Origin of the sequence: Sphingobacterium sp. SRCM116780 (assembly GCF_021442025.1) — a bacterium.
Taxonomy (GTDB): Bacteria; Bacteroidota; Bacteroidia; order Sphingobacteriales; family Sphingobacteriaceae; genus Sphingobacterium.
Genome location: NZ_CP090446.1, coordinates 900335 through 918989, shown reverse-complemented (window position 1 = coordinate 918989; position 18655 = coordinate 900335). Strand labels below are relative to the sequence as shown.

16 protein-coding genes are annotated in these 18655 nt (G+C 35.0%); 10 read left to right on the top strand and 6 right to left on the bottom strand.

Translation table 11 applies throughout. The features are described from left to right. Nucleotides 1–882: 882 nt before the first annotated feature. Nucleotides 883–1629: a hypothetical protein gene (locus tag LZQ00_RS03990; protein ID WP_234512129.1), complete on the bottom strand. Its 747-nt coding sequence runs from the start codon at nucleotides 1627–1629 to the stop codon at nucleotides 883–885. Nucleotides 1630–1791: 162 nt separating this feature from the next. On the opposite strand from LZQ00_RS03990, the gene LZQ00_RS03985 reads away from it, so the two are divergent. The 6 genes from LZQ00_RS03985 (at nucleotide 1792) to LZQ00_RS03960 (ending at nucleotide 8045) form a co-directional block, all read left to right on the top strand. After that, nucleotides 1792–2100: a hypothetical protein gene (locus tag LZQ00_RS03985; RefSeq protein ID WP_234514837.1), complete on the top strand. Its 309-nt coding sequence runs from the start codon at nucleotides 1792–1794 to the stop codon at nucleotides 2098–2100. After that, nucleotides 2019–3248 (top strand): serine hydrolase domain-containing protein, encoded by a 1230-nt coding sequence (locus LZQ00_RS03980; protein WP_234512127.1) that lies wholly within the window; start codon nucleotides 2019–2021, stop codon nucleotides 3246–3248. Before LZQ00_RS03985 ends, LZQ00_RS03980 begins: the two co-directional genes overlap by 82 nt. 290 nt (nucleotides 3249–3538) lie before the next feature. Next, nucleotides 3539–4540: an SPFH domain-containing protein gene (locus LZQ00_RS03975; RefSeq protein WP_234512125.1), complete on the top strand. Its 1002-nt coding sequence runs from the start codon at nucleotides 3539–3541 to the stop codon at nucleotides 4538–4540. Nucleotides 4541–4616: 76 nt separating this feature from the next. After that, entirely contained in the window at nucleotides 4617–4796 is a 180-nt protein-coding gene (locus LZQ00_RS03970; RefSeq protein ID WP_234512124.1) for a hypothetical protein, read from the top strand. Between the two features lie 33 nt (nucleotides 4797–4829). Beyond that, nucleotides 4830–6020, top strand: coding sequence for a hypothetical protein (locus tag LZQ00_RS03965; protein WP_234512122.1), 1191 nt, complete (start codon nucleotides 4830–4832; stop codon nucleotides 6018–6020). Nucleotides 6021–6308: 288 nt separating this feature from the next. After that, complete coding sequence (locus LZQ00_RS03960; RefSeq protein ID WP_234512121.1) at nucleotides 6309–8045, top strand: family 43 glycosylhydrolase; 1737 nt, start codon at nucleotides 6309–6311, stop codon at nucleotides 8043–8045. Between the two features lie 48 nt (nucleotides 8046–8093). Here LZQ00_RS03960 and LZQ00_RS03955 read toward each other — a convergent pair whose 3' ends face one another. The 4 genes from LZQ00_RS03955 to LZQ00_RS03940 all read right to left on the bottom strand — a co-directional run bounded on the left by LZQ00_RS03955 (nucleotide 8094) and on the right by LZQ00_RS03940 (nucleotide 11426). Next, nucleotides 8094–8531, bottom strand: a complete 438-nt coding sequence (locus LZQ00_RS03955) for a carboxymuconolactone decarboxylase family protein (protein WP_234512119.1) — start codon at nucleotides 8529–8531, stop codon at nucleotides 8094–8096. Between the two features lie 165 nt (nucleotides 8532–8696). Beyond that, nucleotides 8697–10157 carry a PLP-dependent aminotransferase family protein gene (locus tag LZQ00_RS03950; protein WP_234512118.1) on the bottom strand — a complete coding sequence of 487 codons (1461 nt, stop codon included), beginning with the start codon at nucleotides 10155–10157 and terminating at the stop codon, nucleotides 8697–8699. Between the two features lie 255 nt (nucleotides 10158–10412). Then, nucleotides 10413–10847: a carboxymuconolactone decarboxylase family protein gene (locus tag LZQ00_RS03945; protein WP_234512116.1), complete on the bottom strand. Its 435-nt coding sequence runs from the start codon at nucleotides 10845–10847 to the stop codon at nucleotides 10413–10415. A 219-nt stretch (nucleotides 10848–11066) separates the two neighbouring features. Further along, complete coding sequence (locus LZQ00_RS03940; protein ID WP_234512114.1) at nucleotides 11067–11426, bottom strand: winged helix-turn-helix transcriptional regulator; 360 nt, start codon at nucleotides 11424–11426, stop codon at nucleotides 11067–11069. Between the two features lie 89 nt (nucleotides 11427–11515). Between LZQ00_RS03940 and LZQ00_RS03935 the strand changes: the two genes are divergently transcribed. Then, complete coding sequence (locus LZQ00_RS03935; protein ID WP_234512112.1) at nucleotides 11516–11887, top strand: DoxX family protein; 372 nt, start codon at nucleotides 11516–11518, stop codon at nucleotides 11885–11887. 153 nt (nucleotides 11888–12040) lie between these two features. Here LZQ00_RS03935 and LZQ00_RS03930 read toward each other — a convergent pair whose 3' ends face one another. Continuing rightward, nucleotides 12041–12895: an AraC family transcriptional regulator gene (locus tag LZQ00_RS03930; RefSeq protein WP_234512111.1), complete on the bottom strand. Its 855-nt coding sequence runs from the start codon at nucleotides 12893–12895 to the stop codon at nucleotides 12041–12043. A 122-nt stretch (nucleotides 12896–13017) separates the two neighbouring features. Here LZQ00_RS03930 and LZQ00_RS03925 point away from each other — a divergent pair, with 122 nt between their 5' ends. From LZQ00_RS03925 to LZQ00_RS03915, 3 genes are read left to right on the top strand one after another with little or no spacing between them, the layout of a single operon-like run. Then, nucleotides 13018–16152 carry a SusC/RagA family TonB-linked outer membrane protein gene (locus tag LZQ00_RS03925; RefSeq protein ID WP_234512109.1) on the top strand — a complete coding sequence of 1045 codons (3135 nt, stop codon included), beginning with the start codon at nucleotides 13018–13020 and terminating at the stop codon, nucleotides 16150–16152. 3 nt (nucleotides 16153–16155) lie between these two features. Next, nucleotides 16156–17658 (top strand): RagB/SusD family nutrient uptake outer membrane protein, encoded by a 1503-nt coding sequence (locus LZQ00_RS03920; RefSeq protein WP_234512107.1) that lies wholly within the window; start codon nucleotides 16156–16158, stop codon nucleotides 17656–17658. Nucleotides 17659–17678: 20 nt separating this feature from the next. After that, nucleotides 17679–18647: a hypothetical protein gene (locus tag LZQ00_RS03915; protein ID WP_234512105.1), complete on the top strand. Its 969-nt coding sequence runs from the start codon at nucleotides 17679–17681 to the stop codon at nucleotides 18645–18647. Nucleotides 18648–18655: the final 8 nt, after the last annotated feature.

The window sequence follows — 18655 nt, the reverse complement described above, 5'->3', positions numbered from 1 at the left end:
AAAAGCTAATCGTAAGATTAGCTTTTCTTGTTTAAGACAATTCGGATTCGAACAGAAGCGTAGGGATGGGTTCGATCTATACGAGGCTCAGGATAAGTGTTTGGGGATTGAGCGACTGAGCCAATCCCAGCGGGATCACAAAAGAAAAGCTAATCGTAAGATTAGCTTTTCTTGTTTAAAGATATAAGGATTCGAACGAAAGGTCGGCCGGGTTAGATCCAATGGAGGCTCAGGATAAGTGCTTTAAATATTTTATGATGAAATCGATAGCAATTCTGATATTTTGAACTATAAATATTCCGAAAAGAATCAATGGAAAAAACATCAAAAACCCGTAAGGATTCATATTATTTCTATCAAACAAATTCACATTTCCTGAATGAACAAAATAGTAAAATGAAATTGCAACAATAAGGTAGAAAATGATAAATATCTTTTCATATTTTTTTTAAGAATCAATTTTTCGTGAATTAATTTTGAAAAATAAATTCCACTAAATACACTTGAAATAATTATAATGATAAATAAAATGAAGAGCAAATCTGCATTTACTCCAACATTTGGCTTTTTTTGAAAAGTTAAAAACAAACAAGTGATTATGGATATTCAAAGATGCTATTGAAAATTTGCTGAATGTATTCATCGGACTTAGTTGAACTCTATTATATTTGATTATTCTTTAGGATAAATTGCTAATCCATTGCTATGGTGAAAGCTGACGCACAACTCTCAAATATACGCAACTCACTGTGATTTCAAAATTTTTAAAATATTGCTGAATAGACTATTTCAACACATATTTTAACTTTTTCTTTATGTTCCTTTTAGATAGAATTTGACCCCAAGTGACTCATTTAATCATAGACAATCAAACAATTATTTTTAGTGATTCAGTTTCTTCTTTTGCTTTTGATGTGAGATAATAATCATTAGAAACATGAGTCCTAAAGACACTAACGATGCGTTAAGTGTACCAAGATTTAAACCTCCTTTTGAAATAGACTTAGTAAGAAAATCACCAAAAGTTGCTCCGAATGGTCTTGTAAAAACAAAAGCAATCCAGAACAGTACAACACGGTTGATTTTTGTGAAATAATGAAGTAGAATAACAATAAGTATAATAACACCTGTGATAATGGCTCCGGTTAGATAACTAAAACCTAGATTATCATTCAGAAAATCTCCAAATGCCGTTCCCAAGCTATTGGAGAAAAGAATTGCAATCCAATAATACATCTCTTTATTCTTTTCAAAAATTGGATAGACTTCAAGGTTATTATACTTTTTATGCCATAAAAAAAGTGTCAATAAAAGTCCGCTTATCAATATTAAACTACCCAATAAATAACCGGTTTTCAGCGTTCTATCGATAAAATCTGAAATCTCTGTACCCAATGTTGTTGTACCTACAATTACCAGCCAGTAAATAATCGGAATATATTTTTTGATATTTAGCTGTATTGAAATAATAAAGACAAAAAATAAGAGCGTGATACCTATTCCTATAGTATAACCTAGATTAAGCGTCATAGAAATAAAATCTCCCAAGGTCTCCCCCAGTGTAGTTGCCGTTATTTTCATCAACCAAAATAGAATAGTCACGGCTGATACTTTATTTACTGCTTTCATATTTTTTCTACAAATTTCATATTCGAATTTGTAGAAATTTAGAATGGTTATTATTCATATTATTTTTTAAACCATAAAGGACTTAAAGGATTGAATGGAATTAACATATAATATTTCTCTTGGGAAACTTGTCTAATACAAAAATGAAAGATAAACTAAGTGATGACGAGAATATTTTTTGGAATACTATCTATATTTTTTGCTATAACCTCTTTAGCATTTGCGCAAAAAATAAATAACAAAAATAAAATATCTGCTGTGGAAAATGGATTACCGTTAGGCGTTATCTTTCAAGATAGTACGGAAACGAGGTTCAATATTATCGATAGGATGAAATTTTACAAAGTTCCATCTGTCTCCATAACAGTTATCGATAATGGACAGATAATATGGTCCAAGTCTATGGTTATCGTGAACTATCGAATAAGCAAATTTCAGATAAAAACACATTATACCAAACCGCTTCAATGAGCAAGGCAATAAATGCCGTTGCCGTTTTAAAACTTGTTGAAGAGGGAAAGATTTCTTTAGATGAAGATATTAGAAAATATCTCAAGACATGGCATTTTCCAGATAATAAATTTTCTGACTCCAAAAAGATTACTTTGGAGAACTTACTCAGCCATACCGGTGGTTTGGGAACCAGTGGCTTTTTTGGCTACAACATAAAGGATTCAATACCCACTTTGAATCAAATTTTAGATGGAAAAGCACCTGCAAATAGTGACGCTGTTATCCCAATAAATTATCCTGATGTTGCATACCTATATTCTGGAGGAGGAACGACTGTAATTCGAAAGATCTTGGAAGACAGATTCAACAAAGACTATTCGGAAATGATACGAACAATCTTGTTGAAACCTTTAAAAATAAACCGTAGTACATATAATCGACCACTTGATCAATATGAAAAAAATTACGCAGTTGGCTATTTTGGGGAAAACCAAATGATTGAGGGTGGATATCATATTTTTCCAGAGCTCGCTCCCGATGGTCTTTGGAGTACTTCAAATGATATTGGTAAGGTTATCGTATCTATTCAACATTCACTCCAGGGAAACCCATCTTTACTCAATAAAGAAAGTGTCTTGACAATGTTTGCTCGCGTTATTCCATCATCAAATTACGCATTGGGTTTTGTTGTGGAAGAAAAAGGTAATGAAACTTATTTTTCTCACAGAGGTGCAAATTATGGATACAGAGGCGTCTTCTATGGAAGTATGACCTCTGGTAAAGGAATCGTTGTACTTACTAATTCTGAGCATGGCGAACCACTAATTAATGAAGTTGTAAATAGTGTAGCTATCGCCTATAATTGGAAAGGGTTTTATAATCCACCAATCAAAAAGTTAATCGCTATTTCTCCAAATGATATTGACTCGTTAGTTGGTGATTATAGTAATGGTGATGCCACTTTCTTAATTAGAAATAAGAATGGGAAACTAGAAATGACAGGGAATTCAACGGAGGTGTTGTACCCTATTGGAAATAGGAAATTCTTCTTATTATCCACTCCAAATATAAACGTCCATTTCGATTTCTCGAATGATGAAAAAACAGCTCATACATTGACTATACAAGAAAATGGAAAGATTCTGATAACAGCCATTAAAAAGTAATTATAATTAAAAAAGAAAAAACCTTTTTCGCAGATGGAGAACCGATCCATTCTTTATTGAATATTTAAAAAATTGAGAACGAATTATTGCCCAAATCATACGAATTGTAATTCAATCCCTGCGAATTGTAAACAGATGATTCCATTCGAATAGCAAGCTGTATTTTTATTATTTAATTAGTATCATTACATGATTGTTTATCTCAGTTAAACCTCAATACATTTAGAAATAGCTATTCCATCATCGATAAACAATAAGGATAAATCATCAGGACATAAAGTGAACGCATTATGAGTTTAAAAGAATTTTTTAAAAAGCAATTATCGCAAGTTATTGAGTGGAAAGATCAACAGTCTGATTTGCTGGTATATAAATTTCCCTCAGAAAATGATGAAATTAAAAACGCAGGGAAGCTCATTGTATCTCCTGGTCAGGGAGCTATCCTGGTTTACGAAGGACAAGTGGCCGATCATATTACCGAGTCAGGTATTTATAATCTTGAAACAGATAACCATCCTTTTATAACGACGCTCTTAAAGTTGAGAACAAATTTTGAAAGCGAGCATAAACTTAAAATCTATTTTTTCAGAACTTCAGAAAATGTAAATCAGGGTTGGGGTACATCACAACCCATAAAATACGTTGATCCTGTTTATCAATTTCCTGTGGAATTAGGCGCTAACGGAAGTTTTTCCTTTAAGATTGACAAAGCATTACAGCTTTTTACCCAAGTTATTGGCTCTAAGAATGTGTATTCCGTTCAAGAGGCTCGACAGCTTTTGCAAAGTCGTTTTCCACAAGCCATAGCTTCTGTACTGGCAACGGCTGGCATTTCTTATCAACAGATTGATGCACAGTTGGCTACATTGTCAGAAATGCTACACGTACAGATTAATATTGAATTGGACAAACTGGGCTTTGAGCTTACCGATTTTAAGTTAAACGCGACAATATTTGATGAAGGCACGAAAGAAAGGATCGACAGAATTGCAGACATAACTGCTGACGCTATGGCTGCAGATAAAGGAGGTTTAACCTATGTTGAACTTGAAAAGCTGAAAGCGCTTCGAGATGCTGCAAGAAATGAAGGTGGACTTGCGGGTGCGGGTTTACAATTTGGGGCTGGTATGGAACTCGGGAAGGCGTTTAATGTAGAGAAAGATAGTCAGTTAAATGCTCCTGCTGCTGATCCTATTGTCAAATTGCAACAGCTTAAAATTTTACTTACCGAAGGAATTATAACCGAGGAAGAGTTTGCTGCAAAAAAGAAAGAATGGTTAGATAAATTATAAGCTTAAATCTGTTTAATATGAAAAATTTATAGGCATTCTTGCTACCCTATTGATTATGGCATTTGTGGCCATTGTTATGTTAAGAATATGGGGTATCCATCTAGTAAGTTTGGATGAGGTAATCAAAAGTAGTCTAACTTTAGTCCTACTAGCCATTTTAATTGTTGTTTTATTGATTGTTTACGGCTTTTTCTTTAAGGGTAATCAGACAGGCTATAACAAAGAAGGGGGAAACAGAGCACAGCCAAAACTGTAATTTATGAACGATAAAATTGAATGTTAACCAGCTATGGCTAAAAATATTAAAGCAATAAAATGCCCTAACTGTGGCAGTATCCGTAAAACAGTAATTAAGCCAGATTATTATAAATGTGATAGCTGCGAAACGGAGTATTTCCTGGATAGCGATGATATTAATGTGAATGTAAACTATAATCATAATTATCAAGGTACTTCAACCACATCTGTTGATCCAGCTAAAAATAAAACTGCCCTCGCTATTTTAGCAGGTGTTATTTTTGTAATTTTGTTATTCAGTATCCAATTACTTGTTCCAGAGAAACAGGAACCAGACAAAGTGGAAAAAGAAGCATATGATTTTTCAAGTGTTGACGATATTGTTTATACGAATTCGATTTCTGGGAAACCGATGTTTTTAAGATTAGCCAGAGAATTTTTAAGAGATGAAAACGAACATAATGATTTTGTGAATACACATGTTGTCATCATTGATCCAGTAACAAAAAAACAGGTGAAAGATGAAATTCTTTTTAATAAAATAAGACGTCTTGATAATTCTTCTTCAACCTATCGTGTTACCACTGATCAATCGGTATATATGATTTATAAAGAATCTAAAATCTTCAAAGTTGATCGTGCTGCAAATACCTTGGTTGAAGTAACAAAAACGATGTTTAAGAATCATCCTGAAATAAGTGCAGGTATTGCAAATGTAAGTTTTGATGATGACAATTTAACGATTATGACAAACGAAGGTAACAAATTTCATTATATCATTGCATCTGATCAACTTTTTAATGGAGACGACTGGACTTCTTTTAGAGATGCAGAAGCCAAACTCATAACTGACAGTTATTTTAGTTTTAATTATTCAGATAAATTGTCTAAAATGAGACCTGGTCAGATTAAAAATCAAGGAGAGCTAGAAAATTTCACACCTAACAGGAAGTATTTTGATCCTGAGATTATTTATCAAGACAAAACAACCCTCCTAATCGCAACCAATATTAATGCTAGTGAAGATGCTCCAACAACTTTACAAAGTCTAGATGTTCAGACAGGTAAAATTTTATGGGTCTTGCCAGCGAAATCAATGACGTATGAGAGTAGTGCCAAATGTAAAGAGGGTTTTGCAGTGCAATATAGTGCTGGAGAAGAAATGGATTATATAAGTGGTATGTACGTGATCTCTCCCGATGGGAAAATTTTATACGATTATCAGCTAACAAGAAATCAGTAACTGATTAAATGCACCTTAACACCAAATGTTAATTCCTGCGCGATCATATAAGAAAAGCTAATCGAAAGATTGGCTTTTCTTTTTACAGAGTTTTTAGTATTATCACGATTTTAAATTTCAAAATTTTAAGTATATTACCTATTCTTTGCGAAATAGTTAACAACTAATCCTTTCCTAATACAGAAAGATGGACTCCAAAAGCTTAGAAAATCAATACAGGTTCCCTGATGTGAATAAATAAAACATCAAGGATAGCAGAATAAATAAAAGACGAACAAACAAATTAAGATGAACAAGCTAATCGCCATTTTACCTTTTTTGATCCTACTGGGATTGTGCAATCGATCTCATTTACAAGCACAAACGACTCAAATGAGCACCTATTGTAATCCAATTAATGTTGATTACACCTATATGATTTATAATGCGCATAAGGATATCTCTTACCGTTCAGGAGCAGATCCGGCTGTGGTTAAGTTTAGAAATGAATATTATATGTTTGTCACCAGGTCTATGGGATACTGGCATTCGACGGATTTGCTCAATTGGAATTTTATTACTCCTGAGAAATGGTATTTTCAGGGTTCAAATGCACCTGCTGCTCATAATTATAAAGATTCGGTTTTGTATGTTGCTGGTGATCCTTCTGGTTCCATGAGTATTCTTTATACCGACAATCCTAAAAAAGGAGATTGGAAAGCTGTACCTGGTATTTTAAATGACCTTCAGGATCCTGATTTATTTATTGATGATGATGGACAGGCTTATATGTTTTGGGGTTCTTCCAATACATTTCCGATCAGGGCAAAAACCTTAAATAAAGATCTCCGTTTCCGTCCATCGGACGAGACCTTTGAGCTATTTAACCTGGATGGTAAAAAACATGGCTGGGAACGTTTTGGTGAGAACCATGCGGATACGGTGTTGGGAGGATATATTGAAGGGCCATGGTTAACTAAACATAACAATAAGTACTATATGCAATATGCTGCTCCAGGTACAGAATTTAATGTTTATGGTGATGGTGTATACATGAGTGACTCTTCATTAGGACCTTATCATTATGCCCCTAATAACCCTGTTTTTTATAAACCTGGAGGATTTATGAATGGAGCAGGACATGGTAGTACGGTGATTGGTCCACAGGATACCTACTGGCATTTTGCTTCGATGGCTGTTTCTGCAAATATCGGATGGGAAAGACGTCTAGCGATGTTTCCAACTTATTTCGATAAAGATGGACTGATGTATTCCAATACATCTTTTGGAGATTACCCACATTTTGCTCCGACCGTGCCAGACAAACAAGGTGATTTTAGAGGCTGGATGCTGTTATCTTATAATAAGCCTGTAAAGGCATCTTCTTTTAAAGAAGATTTTAAACCTGCTAATATTACGGATGAAAGTGTAAAAACATTTTGGCTGGCTGAAGGAAATGACGATAAGCAATGGATAGAGATCGATTTGCAGAAACCAGGAAAGGTATATGCCATCCAGGTAAATTACCATGATTATAAATCAAATCTTTATGGAAGAATAGATGGGCTATATCACCGCTATCTGATTGAAGGTTCCGTTGATGGAAAAATATGGCGTACACTTATTGACAGAGCAAATAGCTATAAAGATGTACCAAACGATTATGTGGAACTGAAAGATGCTGAAACAGTCCGATATGTCCGATATAAAAACATTCATGTCCCAACTCCTCACCTTGCCATTTCTGGCTTACGGGTATTTGGAATTGGCAATGGAAAAGTTCCTGCAAAAATCAGCCACTTCACTGTAAACCGTCATACGGATCGCAGAGATGCCAAAATTACCTGGGATAAACAGCCAGGTACGCAAGGGTATAATATCCTTTGGGGTATTGCTCCTGATAAGCTCTATAATTCGTGGATGGTTTATGAGGATAACTCACTTGAATTAAAAAGTCTAACCACAGACCAATCTTATTACTTTTCGATAGAATCATTTAATGAAAATGGTATTTCTGAAAGGACAAAGCCTGTGAAAGTCAACTAATAAGGTCGAGATCCTGGATGCTATTCATTTTATATGTTCATCAGATGGTTATTCAGGTTCTCTTCCAGTTGTTATCCCAACACGATTCCAAGCATTCATCGCAATGATTGCCATCATTACTTCTGTCGTATATTGCTGTCCTAATACAGTTATGGCTGTATCGTACACCTCATCAGAAACACCATGTTGAGCAATTAAAGTTATTTCTTCCACTAGAGCCAATATGGCTTGTTCTTCCTTAGAGAACAAAAATGTATCTCTCCAAACACTAAGGAGAAAAATTCTACGCGGTTGCTCTCCATATTTTAGGGCGTCCTGAATATGTTTGTCGATACAATAGGAGCAACCATTAATTTGAGAAACTCTGATTTTGATTAACTCCGCATGGATTTTACTCAACGAACTTGTTGTTAAGTACTTTTCGAATCCAAGCATTGTATCAAATGCTTGTGGATCAACATCTTTTAATAATTTCCTTTTAGCCATTTTTTTATACAAATTTAAATACAAATTGGCCCATGTTCATGTACCAGATATCAAAATTTAAATAGCCCAGAGATCACCTTTCAAAATCTTATAAAAATTGGTTTCAAAGGTAATAGTTGTTTAATCTGAAGATTGTTTATTATTTTGCTACTTAACGCAGCTTATTTATAGACTTTTTTTCAAAATATCAAGAGCCTGTTGAATTTCAGCCTCATTAAGAGATGCAAATCCCATCCTTATACCGTTTACATTAAATACTTCATTTTTATAGAAGGAACCGTCTTCGACATTTAGCCCATTGCTTAATGCATTTTCAGACATTTTTTTCAAATCAATATTTTTGTCAAAAACGGACCATACTGCAAGTCCTCCTTCTGGAATTTTAAAATCTATAACTCCATTGAAATTTTTCTGTAAGAGTTCGCAAAACAGATCTCTTCGCGTTTTATAAACTTTTAGGGATTTTCGATAATGCCTTTCCATCTCTCCATTTTCAAATAATGCTGAAAACGCTTCCTCTAACAAGGAATCTCCCTGTCTATCAACCATATGCCTCAATGCTGTAGCAGCTTCAACAAAAGGTTGTGAACTTATCAAAAATCCTATCCGTAAGGCTGGAGCGAAAGTTTTGGTAATTGAGCCTATATAAATAACATTATGATGATGATCGATGCTAGCTAGTGGAAGATATGGCTTATTGTTATAATGAAAATCAAAATCATAATCATCCTCAATAATAGCAAAACGATATTCTTTGGCAAGATTCAACAGTTTTAAACGTCGCTCCATAATCATCGTCACAGTTGTTGGAAAATGGTGATGAGGAACAATATATACCGCTTTAATATTTTTTTCTCTTAAAACATCTTCTAGGTAATCGACATCCATACCATATTCGTCAATAGGAATCCTTACAAGATTTGCCCCCCTATATTGAAAGGTTTCATCTGCAGCATTATAATTGGATACACCAACAGCCACATGATCCAATGGGTTTAATAAAAGTTGAGCAGAGAGAAAAATACCCATTTGACTGCCTTTGGTGATGAGTATATTTTCAGGGTTAACAACCAAACCTCTTGTATTTGCAAGATAGCTGCTCAGTATTATTCTAAGACGTTCAGATCCTTTTGGATTTCCATATTTTAAAAAATCTTTTCCGTAAAACTTTCTTGAGATGCTACGATATTCACGCATTAACAGATCAACAGGTGTCATACGAACATCTGGGAACCCACCGTCAATCGTTAGATTTAGTTTTTTAAAATGCGCTCGTTCTCCACTTATTTCAGGAGGTTTATTCCATATAAATGATTCATCCGATTTAAATTTTTCCAGTTCATGATCCATTTTATTAGTAGAGCGGATAGGAAGATTAGATAAAGCAAAAACGCCTTTCCGTTCGATCGATTCAGCCCATCCTTGACTAATTAATTCTTCATAAGCTAATTTAATCGTGTTTCTATTGACTTCTATTAAATCGGCAAGTATTCGAGAACTTGGTAATATATCCGCTGGCTGCAGTATACCCTTAGTAATCAATGTTATAAAGTTATTACAAATCTGAATGTACAATGCAATAGAAGAATCCCGATCTAGCTGTATGAGTGATTTGTACGGTAACATTTGCGTTATATTTTTGTAAGTTTTATAATGCAAATATAACCCAAAAGACCTTTGTTTTTTCACAGTATACGATTAGACTTACATAAACAGCAATCAGATTTTAAAAATGGTTTTTCGATCATCATACAACAATTTGTTTAAACCATCTTTAATCGTTTGCTGCAATCAATGGTAGAATAATTATAAAAAAAAGAGACTGCTTCATAAGTTGAAACAGTCTCATTCTTTACTATTTTAAATCAATTGCTTAAAGAGCTATACTGGCATTAACTGGGTTGCTATCCCAATTCTATTCCATGCGTTAATGGTGATAATCGCTAGAATAACCTGAGCCAGATAGGTCTCACCTAATACTTTTAAAGCCGCTTGATAAGTTTCATCTTTCACATGATTACTTATTAAAGTTACTTCCTCTGTCAAAGCTAGGATTGCGCGTTCATCTTCAGAAAAGAATGACGTATCGCGCCATGCATTAAGGGCGTATATTCGCTGTTCTGTCTCACCTGCCTTACGTGCCTCTTTGGTATGCATATCTATACAAAACGCACAACCGTTAATCTGTGATGCTCTGATTTTTATCAACTCCTTGTGGGTTCTGCTCAAAGGAGTACTTTCAATAAATTTCTCTAGACCCAAGATTGCTTTATATCCAACTGGCTCTACTTGATCAATTTTAATACGTTTTTCCATTTTTTCTTTGTTATTATTATATTTTAAATGTCTTTTCTACAGATCTTCTAACTTCCATAAAATACAGCTCTTCATGAAAATACAGCTCTTCATGCTTGACAAAAATAGATGCTTCCGAACTCATATTAGTACCCCAGTTTAATGAAAAGTGATAGCCCAGCTATTATTCGTTATAAAACCGTAAATCTCATTAACAATATAAGTAAAGAGTCGATAAGTTTATTTCTTGGTTTCATTTAGATTTTCCTCTCCCCATTGGTCCATCAACAGAAGAATATCCTTTAAAGAATACGCCAATGCTGTTAATTCATATTCTACTTTTGGTGGTATTTGTTGATGAACGATACGATTTATCAAACCATCTTGCTCTAATTCCTTTAATTTTGAAATCAACATCCGCTCTGAAATCCCCTCCAGTCTATTCTTTAATTCGCTATACCGAAGCTTCTTATTGTTCATCAAAAAGGCTAGAATATTTATTTTCCAACGACCATCAATTTTCGACATCGTGAAAGTAATACCACAATTCTTATTCAAATATTGCTCATTTAGACTGTTAGTCGATTTTTCCTTTCTCATTGTCACTTACTTTTTTGTCAGTATCATACAATTATGTATGTTCTTCCTTTACTGAAAGTTAGGAAATATCTTTGAATAAAAATTTTAATATGGAAAATTACAAAATGATTATTTATTGGATGAGTTATGCATATTATGTCTACGTCTTTGGCTATGCATCATTGTTTAAGGTATTTCAGAAATCATCCATGATGCAAAACATGCAAGCACTGGGTTTTAGCAAAACTCCTACCCTTCTTATTGGTATTGGTGAACTATTGGGGATTATTTTAGCACTGGTTGGTATTTTTAAACCCGCTTATCGAAATATAGGTATTTTATTTTTATTCCCATTTGCAATCGGCGCTTTTACAGCGCATATGGCTCATCAAGAATACCATCATTTTTATAATGCATTAGCGATGTGCATCTTAACCTGTGTTATGCTTTTATTAGACAAAAACTTTAAAATAATTCCATAATTAATTCATTATTAAAGAGTTATAAAAACACTTTCAATCTAATTCTCTCAGGTTCTATATTTTCTTATTTTCATAAGTATAGGACCTGAGTAGATTTATCCGAATCAGATCTGACTCATTAATGCGAAAGGTATTTTTTAAATCTTGTGCAGTCTATTCATTAACCATCGTTTTGCGATAATCTGACGGTGTTAACCCTTTTACACTTTTAAATGTTCTATTGAAATTAGAGAGATTATTGAAACCGCAACTGTAACTAATTTCAGAAATAGTATGCGTTGTATTGATCAACAATTTTAACGCTTGACTTACGCGTACTTCTGTTAAGAACTTAGAAAAAGTTCTGCTTGTTCTTTTTTTAAAGAAATGGCTCAGCGAAGTTTCTGTCATACCGATCATATCGGATACTTGTGCTAAGCTGATTTGTTTCTCGTAGTTATTCTCGATATAATTACATATCTGCGCTATCCTCCTACTTTTGTGTTCATGCATAATCTTAGATCGATCATACGAAATACTTGCTAAAGGCCTTTGTGAAGGGCATTCTGCCAATTCCTGAAGGATAGACAGAAAAAGCAATGAAGAATTAAAGCCTGTAGTTTCACTTAGCTTAAACAACATATCGACTACTTTTAACTTTGTTTCTTCTGAAAAATCTAAACCGTGTTTAGATCGCAATAACATTTCCTTGATCTGTCTAAAATGACTTTTATTGAAAAAAGAATTGGAAAGTAAATCATGAAAAAATACGGTGATAACAGTCGTATTGTTATACGTCGGTGCTTTCCATTTATGGGGTAAATTTGGTCCAACTAAAATGAGATCTATAGTGTCAAAGGATTCAATGGAGTCCCCAATGATTCTTGTTCCCTTTGTATGGCACACCAAATTGATTTCATATTCATGATGAATGTGTAATGGATAATCAAACTTTGCTTCTACATACTTATAAACAGCAAATAAATCGTCCTTTTGTAGTAATGTGGTTTCTCTGGTTATACTTTTCATTTACTTTCCGTAAACAACAAATATATTCATTAGAATTCAATTATAGTATAATATTGAGCAAAAAAGTATCACCCTAGACTTTGGTTTAGGATTACATTTGCCTTTATAACCCAATTATAATTATGCTATTCGGGAATCTATCATTCACAGAAACAGGAAAAGTGTACCTTGTAAAATCTACCAAAAACAGATTCCTAGGTCATCAACTACCGTATGCTATTTTGCTATTATTTTTGTTGCTTACTGCTAACTCTGCTTGGGCACAAATCAATGGATCAGTACATGCTAAATCTGGCACTTCCATACGGGGAGTATCTATTATTAATTTAAAAAATCTTGCTACAACCAGTACAAATGCAGATGGTCAATTTACAATTGCTGCCCATGCACAAGATAGCTTGCGCTTCACTGCTGTAGGCTTTAAAAGGGCAACCGTTATCGCCTCTCCAGGAATGCAGGTTCATTTAGAGGAAGACCTTGTTGGTTTAGAAGAGGTCGTCGTTGTTGGTTATGGTACCGTTAAGAAATCGGACTTAACCGGCTCTGTGGCTAGTGTCAACATGAAGCAGGTAAAAGGAATTCCAGCAAACTCTATTGAGTCCTTATTACAAGGTCGAGTTGCAGGTTTACAGATTACTAAAGACTCCCAAGATCCTGGCTCAGGAAATACCGTTCGAATTCGCGGTAGCAGCTCATTAAATGGTTCCAATGCTCCTTTAATTGTCGTTGATGGATTTCCATTAGGAGATGCTGGAAATCTAAAACAAATAAACCCCTCAGAGATTTTATCTGTTGAAGTTTTAAAGGACGCTTCAGCTTCAGCAATCTATGGATCAAGGGGAGCGAATGGAGTCATTATGGTGACAACAAATCGTGCTAAAAGTGGTGTCAATACAATATCTTTCAGACAGCGAACAACGTTATCACAGTTCAGCTCAGACGTAGTACGCTGGAAAGATGGTGCTTTGATGGCTCAAATTGATAATGAAGCGAGAATAAATGGAAATTTACCTCCCTTATATATAGGAGAGACAGCATCAACAGGGAATTACTATCCATCTGTTAATGAAATTTTAACGGGTGAATGGCCTCATTTTACCGATTGGTCTCAGGTCGTTTTTAGAGACATGCCCGTGCTGAGCACATCAGACTTTTCAATCAATAGCGCTAACGACAAGACATCCTTCAATTTGAATGGTAGTTTTATGAACCAAAACGGTGTTTATATTAAAGACAATTATGCGAAAGGTTTGGTTGGGCTTAATATCAAACACAAGTTCAACGATAAATTCAGCATCTCAACGATCAATAACGCTTCTAAGGATCGAAGAAATCAAAATACAGGTTTATCTTATTGGCGTAACCCGCTATGGCCAATCTACAATGAAGATGGTAGCTATTTCTTGAATGGAATCAACGATTACGATCATCCATTAGCTTGGACAGATCATCGAAAAAATGTGTTCAATGGTACTGACTTTATCTCTTCCTGGATATTTGATTGGCAGATTACTCCAGAATTAAATGCAAAAACAACCGCGAACTATAAATATGGAAATTCCATTCAAGATCGTTTTGATCCTGCTATCTATACCGAAAATGGAACAAACAATAATGGAGCTGCTTATATTGATAACTGGCAGGGCAATGTCTTCACATCAGAATCTTATCTTACTTACGACAAGACCTTTCAGAAAAGACATCATTTAACAGCAATGGCAGGATATTCCTATGAAAATTCGGTATCCAGAACATCGAATCTAGAATCATACGATTTTAAAAACGGTTCATTAGGAAATGAAAATATGGGTTCCGGTACTGCAGAGCTAAACAGACATACCAATGGACAAACGGAAACGAAATTAGAGTCTGTATTTGGTCGTGTTAATTATGCATTAGATGATAAATACCTGCTTACCTTAACGATACGAGCAGATGGATCCTCTAAGTTTGGAGCCAATAATAAATGGGCTTACTTTCCTGTTGCTGCTGTAAGTTGGAAAATGCATGAAGAATCTTTTATTAAAGATCTCGATTTTTTCAATGAGTTAAAAATTAGAACAAGTTATGGTGTTTCGGGTAATCAAGGTATTTCTCCTTATCAAACCTTAAGTCGCTATGGGTTGGAACACTACTACAATGAAGGGACATGGCAAACGGCTATAGGTCCTGGATATGTCATTGGTTATACCGGTGCAGATTGGCGATATAAACTATGGGGCGGTATCCCCAATAAAGATCTAAAATGGGAAACGACTGCACAGCTTAATCTTGGATTGGACATGAGCATCTTTAATAATCGGTTACGTATAGTCGCCGATTACTATGATAAAGTTACCAATGATTTATTGCGAGAACGTTTCTTACCCTTAAGTTCTGGATATGATAAAATGTGGGTAAATGATGGTAAAATTAAAAATGAAGGATTTGAGGTATCTCTTGATGGACAAATTATTCGTTCAAAAGATTGGGATTTCTCGGCAGCCTTTATTTTCTCAAAAAATAAGAACACCGTAGTAAGTTTAGGAAATAATATAAGTTCAGGCTTAACCACAGATTATTTATCGGGTATTCCATACGAATATTACGGTGGTAATATCGGGCCGTTTAGAGAAACTTCGCCCAATATTCTAGCAGTGGGTCTTCCAATGAATGTATTCTATGGGTATCGCGTTGACGGTATCTTGCAAACAGATCGAGAAGGTGCTGAAGCAGGATTAGTTGGTCCTGAATCTAAGGCAGGAGAATTTAAATATGTAGATCTCAACCAAGATGGGCAATTTGATACCAGAGACCGAACCATTATCGGTGATCCAAATCCCGATTTTACGGCCAGCCTAAACTTAAGTACACGTTATAAAAATTTCGATTTAAGTGTCTTTCTGAATGGTGTATTCGGACAGGATATCATGAATGGCGGACGGTACAATGCTGCAGATCTAGCGCCATTACGCTGGACTCCAGATAACCCAACCAATGAGTTTCCAAGCGCTAGACAAGGAAGGCTTTATTATACTTCAGACTGGTTTATCAGCGACGGATCATTCGTGAGAATTCAGAATGTCAATCTGGGCTATAATTTAAAAACAGAAAAAATAAAATGGTTGAAAAACCTGAGATTATTCGTGAATGCTGAAAACCTATACACCTTCACCAAGTTTGAAGGCTACAATCCTGAAGTAGGATTAGATGGTCGATATGCTGGTGGATATCCCTATTTGAAGAGATTTACTTTTGGTATTGACTTTACTTTTTAAACAATGAAAACAAAGATAAATAGCATGTATATCTACATGCTGAGTATAATATTATTAGGTTCTTGTAGCCTTGATGAAGAACCATACGGTTTCTACTCAGAGGATAATTTCTATAAAACAGCTGAAGATGCCACTTCTTCCCTATTGTATGCTTATAATGCTGCTACGCATAATGAATATGCTCGTTCCATATTCTACATCAATGAACTCGCAACAGAATCTATTGATGTGAAAGGCGAGGAAGGTTTTGGAGCGCAAGAGATCAACAAATGGGATTATAACCAATTCAAGCAAAATGAACAGCTGGAATTGTTCTATAAGTATTCTTACATTGGTATAAACCGAGCGAATGCTGTTATTGAAAATGTTGTAGGAAGTAATATTAATGAAGATGTTAAAAACAAATTAGTAGGTGAAGCCCTGTTTTTACGCGCTTGGAATTATTTTAGTTTGGCAACCATGTTTGGTCGCGTTCCCATCCATAAGGAAATGATTAAAACTGCTGACCAGGCACAAGCACCATTGGTGGAGAATCTCAATGAATTATATTCTTTTATTATTCAGGACGCTTCCCGAGCACAAGAATATCTCTCTATAAACAGATCCGTTGGACGAGCCGACAAAGTTGCTGCACAAGCCTTATTGGCAAAAGTTTATTTAACAATGGCATCTGCAAAAGAAAGTAATGTATCTCTGTATCGAGATATACCAAGAGATGTAAAAACCATGTATGATAGTGCTGCCTATTGGTCGAGTAAAGTGCTGACCGAACAAAGCACCTATAAATTTGACGAGAATTTATTGAACATTTATGATGTCAAGCATCCAGATGGACCCGAGCATATTTTTCTTTTATCGCTCGATAAATCGGGTATTGCCGAAGGAAATTTCTCTTCTATTGACAAGTTATTCATGCCTTATAAAGATGGTGCTATGTTATATTTTAAGAATCTCGATGGTACCTATACAGGAGCTACGAATCGTGGTTGGGGTGTTTTTAAGATTACAGAACAGTTTGCCAATACGTTTGCAGATAACGATTTAAGAAAGAGCACCCTGATGTCCAAGGGATTTTATAAAGATGCAAATGGAACGAATTGGCAAGACAATGATTATTGGTTAACACGAAAATTCATTGATCCTGATTTTGTAGGCGAAAAATCAAGTGTTAAACCGTTCTTGATCCGTTTTTCAGAAGTTGCCTTGATATATGCTGAGGCTGTGGGACCTACCCCTGAAGGATATAATTGGTTAAACAAAATAAGAAACCGCGCTGGTTTATCAGCAGCAACAGCAGGAATGAGTGTCAGCAACTTTAGAAATGCTGTCGTGCAAGAACGTTATTGGGAGCTCGCGTACGAAGGTAAACATTTGTTAGATTTAAGACGTAAAGGACGAGTAACACAAACGAATCCGCACGCTTTATCTGCTGGAGTTACAGAGGAACAAGCCTCCTTCTATCCTATTCCTCAGAAAGAAATTGATCTTAATTCATTAATTCACTAATTATTGCTGTAGCCATGAATATGTTGATATTTAAATATAGAATACCGGTACTACTACTCGCTTGTTTGAGTTTACTTCAACTATCTTGTAAGGATAATACCCTAGAATATATAGATAGTGGTGACTGGAATAACGAAAGAAGCATTATTAACATCATGTTTGAAAATCAGGTTGGTGTTGCTACCGTTAAACGTGATCAAGATAATAATGGTGAAATATCCTTTATGTTAAATGAGCAGAACGTTTCTATTGACCAATTAAAAATTACGGACATGGAAATATCAGTTGGTTCGCAATCCAATGTAAAAGTTGGTGAAGTCTTAAATTTTAATAATAAAGATAAAACTGCGCATATTATCATCACCAGCAAAACAGGTATCCAAAAGGAATGGAAGATCACTTATGTACCATTTAAAGACGATCTTATTGGTACTTGGAAAATTACCAAGATGTCCTTATATGGTGGTTTTTGGCCACAATGGGGAGGTGCAGCATTATTCCCAAACTTAGTCGATCGTCCATGGGATTGGCGTGATAATGGAACAGGTCCAGTCGCAGAATATGATAATACTTTCACTTTCGCATTAGATGGCGTAGATGAAAACGGAAATGCATTTGGAACCCTAGTCAATGATGCGGGTACAGATAAATTGTTTGCAGACTTCTATTTTGTTGATGACAATAACAACCTTAATGTCAACAACCTATATCGAAAAATACCAGTTGGCACGAGCAAATGGAAAAGAGATGCTGCTAAAGGAACCATCATCTTTACGGATAAGGATGGGAAAACAAGTACGGCAGTATGGCTAAATAAAACAGTAGAGAAATTGGTTGGGGAACAAGGTGACCTGCTGTTAGAAGTACCAGACTATGCATTCCGATTTGATTATGTACCTACGCAAATATGGATAGACATTTATAAGGATCGAGAAAAAGTCGTTGAGAATCTGAAGAATTACTGGATTCAAATCAAAAAAACAAATTAACCAATTAC

Excerpts from the sequence above, each read along its gene's own strand:
- LZQ00_RS03990 (WP_234512129.1), bottom strand. The coding sequence starts at position 1,629 with ATGAAAGCAGTAAATAAAGTATCAGCCGTGACTATTCTATTTTGGTTG.
- LZQ00_RS03985 (WP_234514837.1), top strand. The coding sequence starts at position 1,792 with ATGACGAGAATATTTTTTGGAATACTATCTATATTTTTTGCTATAACC.
- LZQ00_RS03980 (WP_234512127.1), top strand. The coding sequence starts at position 2,019 with ATGGTCCAAGTCTATGGTTATCGTGAACTATCGAATAAGCAAATTTCA.
- LZQ00_RS03975 (WP_234512125.1), top strand. The coding sequence starts at position 3,539 with ATGAGTTTAAAAGAATTTTTTAAAAAGCAATTATCGCAAGTTATTGAG.
- LZQ00_RS03970 (WP_234512124.1), top strand. The coding sequence starts at position 4,617 with ATGTTAAGAATATGGGGTATCCATCTAGTAAGTTTGGATGAGGTAATC.
- LZQ00_RS03965 (WP_234512122.1), top strand. The coding sequence starts at position 4,830 with ATGGCTAAAAATATTAAAGCAATAAAATGCCCTAACTGTGGCAGTATC.
- LZQ00_RS03960 (WP_234512121.1), top strand. The coding sequence starts at position 6,309 with ATGAACAAGCTAATCGCCATTTTACCTTTTTTGATCCTACTGGGATTG.
- LZQ00_RS03955 (WP_234512119.1), bottom strand. The coding sequence starts at position 8,531 with ATGGCTAAAAGGAAATTATTAAAAGATGTTGATCCACAAGCATTTGAT.
- LZQ00_RS03950 (WP_234512118.1), bottom strand. The coding sequence starts at position 10,157 with ATGTTACCGTACAAATCACTCATACAGCTAGATCGGGATTCTTCTATT.
- LZQ00_RS03945 (WP_234512116.1), bottom strand. The coding sequence starts at position 10,847 with ATGGAAAAACGTATTAAAATTGATCAAGTAGAGCCAGTTGGATATAAA.
- LZQ00_RS03940 (WP_234512114.1), bottom strand. The coding sequence starts at position 11,426 with ATGAGAAAGGAAAAATCGACTAACAGTCTAAATGAGCAATATTTGAAT.
- LZQ00_RS03935 (WP_234512112.1), top strand. The coding sequence starts at position 11,516 with ATGGAAAATTACAAAATGATTATTTATTGGATGAGTTATGCATATTAT.
- LZQ00_RS03930 (WP_234512111.1), bottom strand. The coding sequence starts at position 12,895 with ATGAAAAGTATAACCAGAGAAACCACATTACTACAAAAGGACGATTTA.
- LZQ00_RS03925 (WP_234512109.1), top strand. The coding sequence starts at position 13,018 with ATGCTATTCGGGAATCTATCATTCACAGAAACAGGAAAAGTGTACCTT.
- LZQ00_RS03920 (WP_234512107.1), top strand. The coding sequence starts at position 16,156 with ATGAAAACAAAGATAAATAGCATGTATATCTACATGCTGAGTATAATA.
- LZQ00_RS03915 (WP_234512105.1), top strand. The coding sequence starts at position 17,679 with ATGTTGATATTTAAATATAGAATACCGGTACTACTACTCGCTTGTTTG.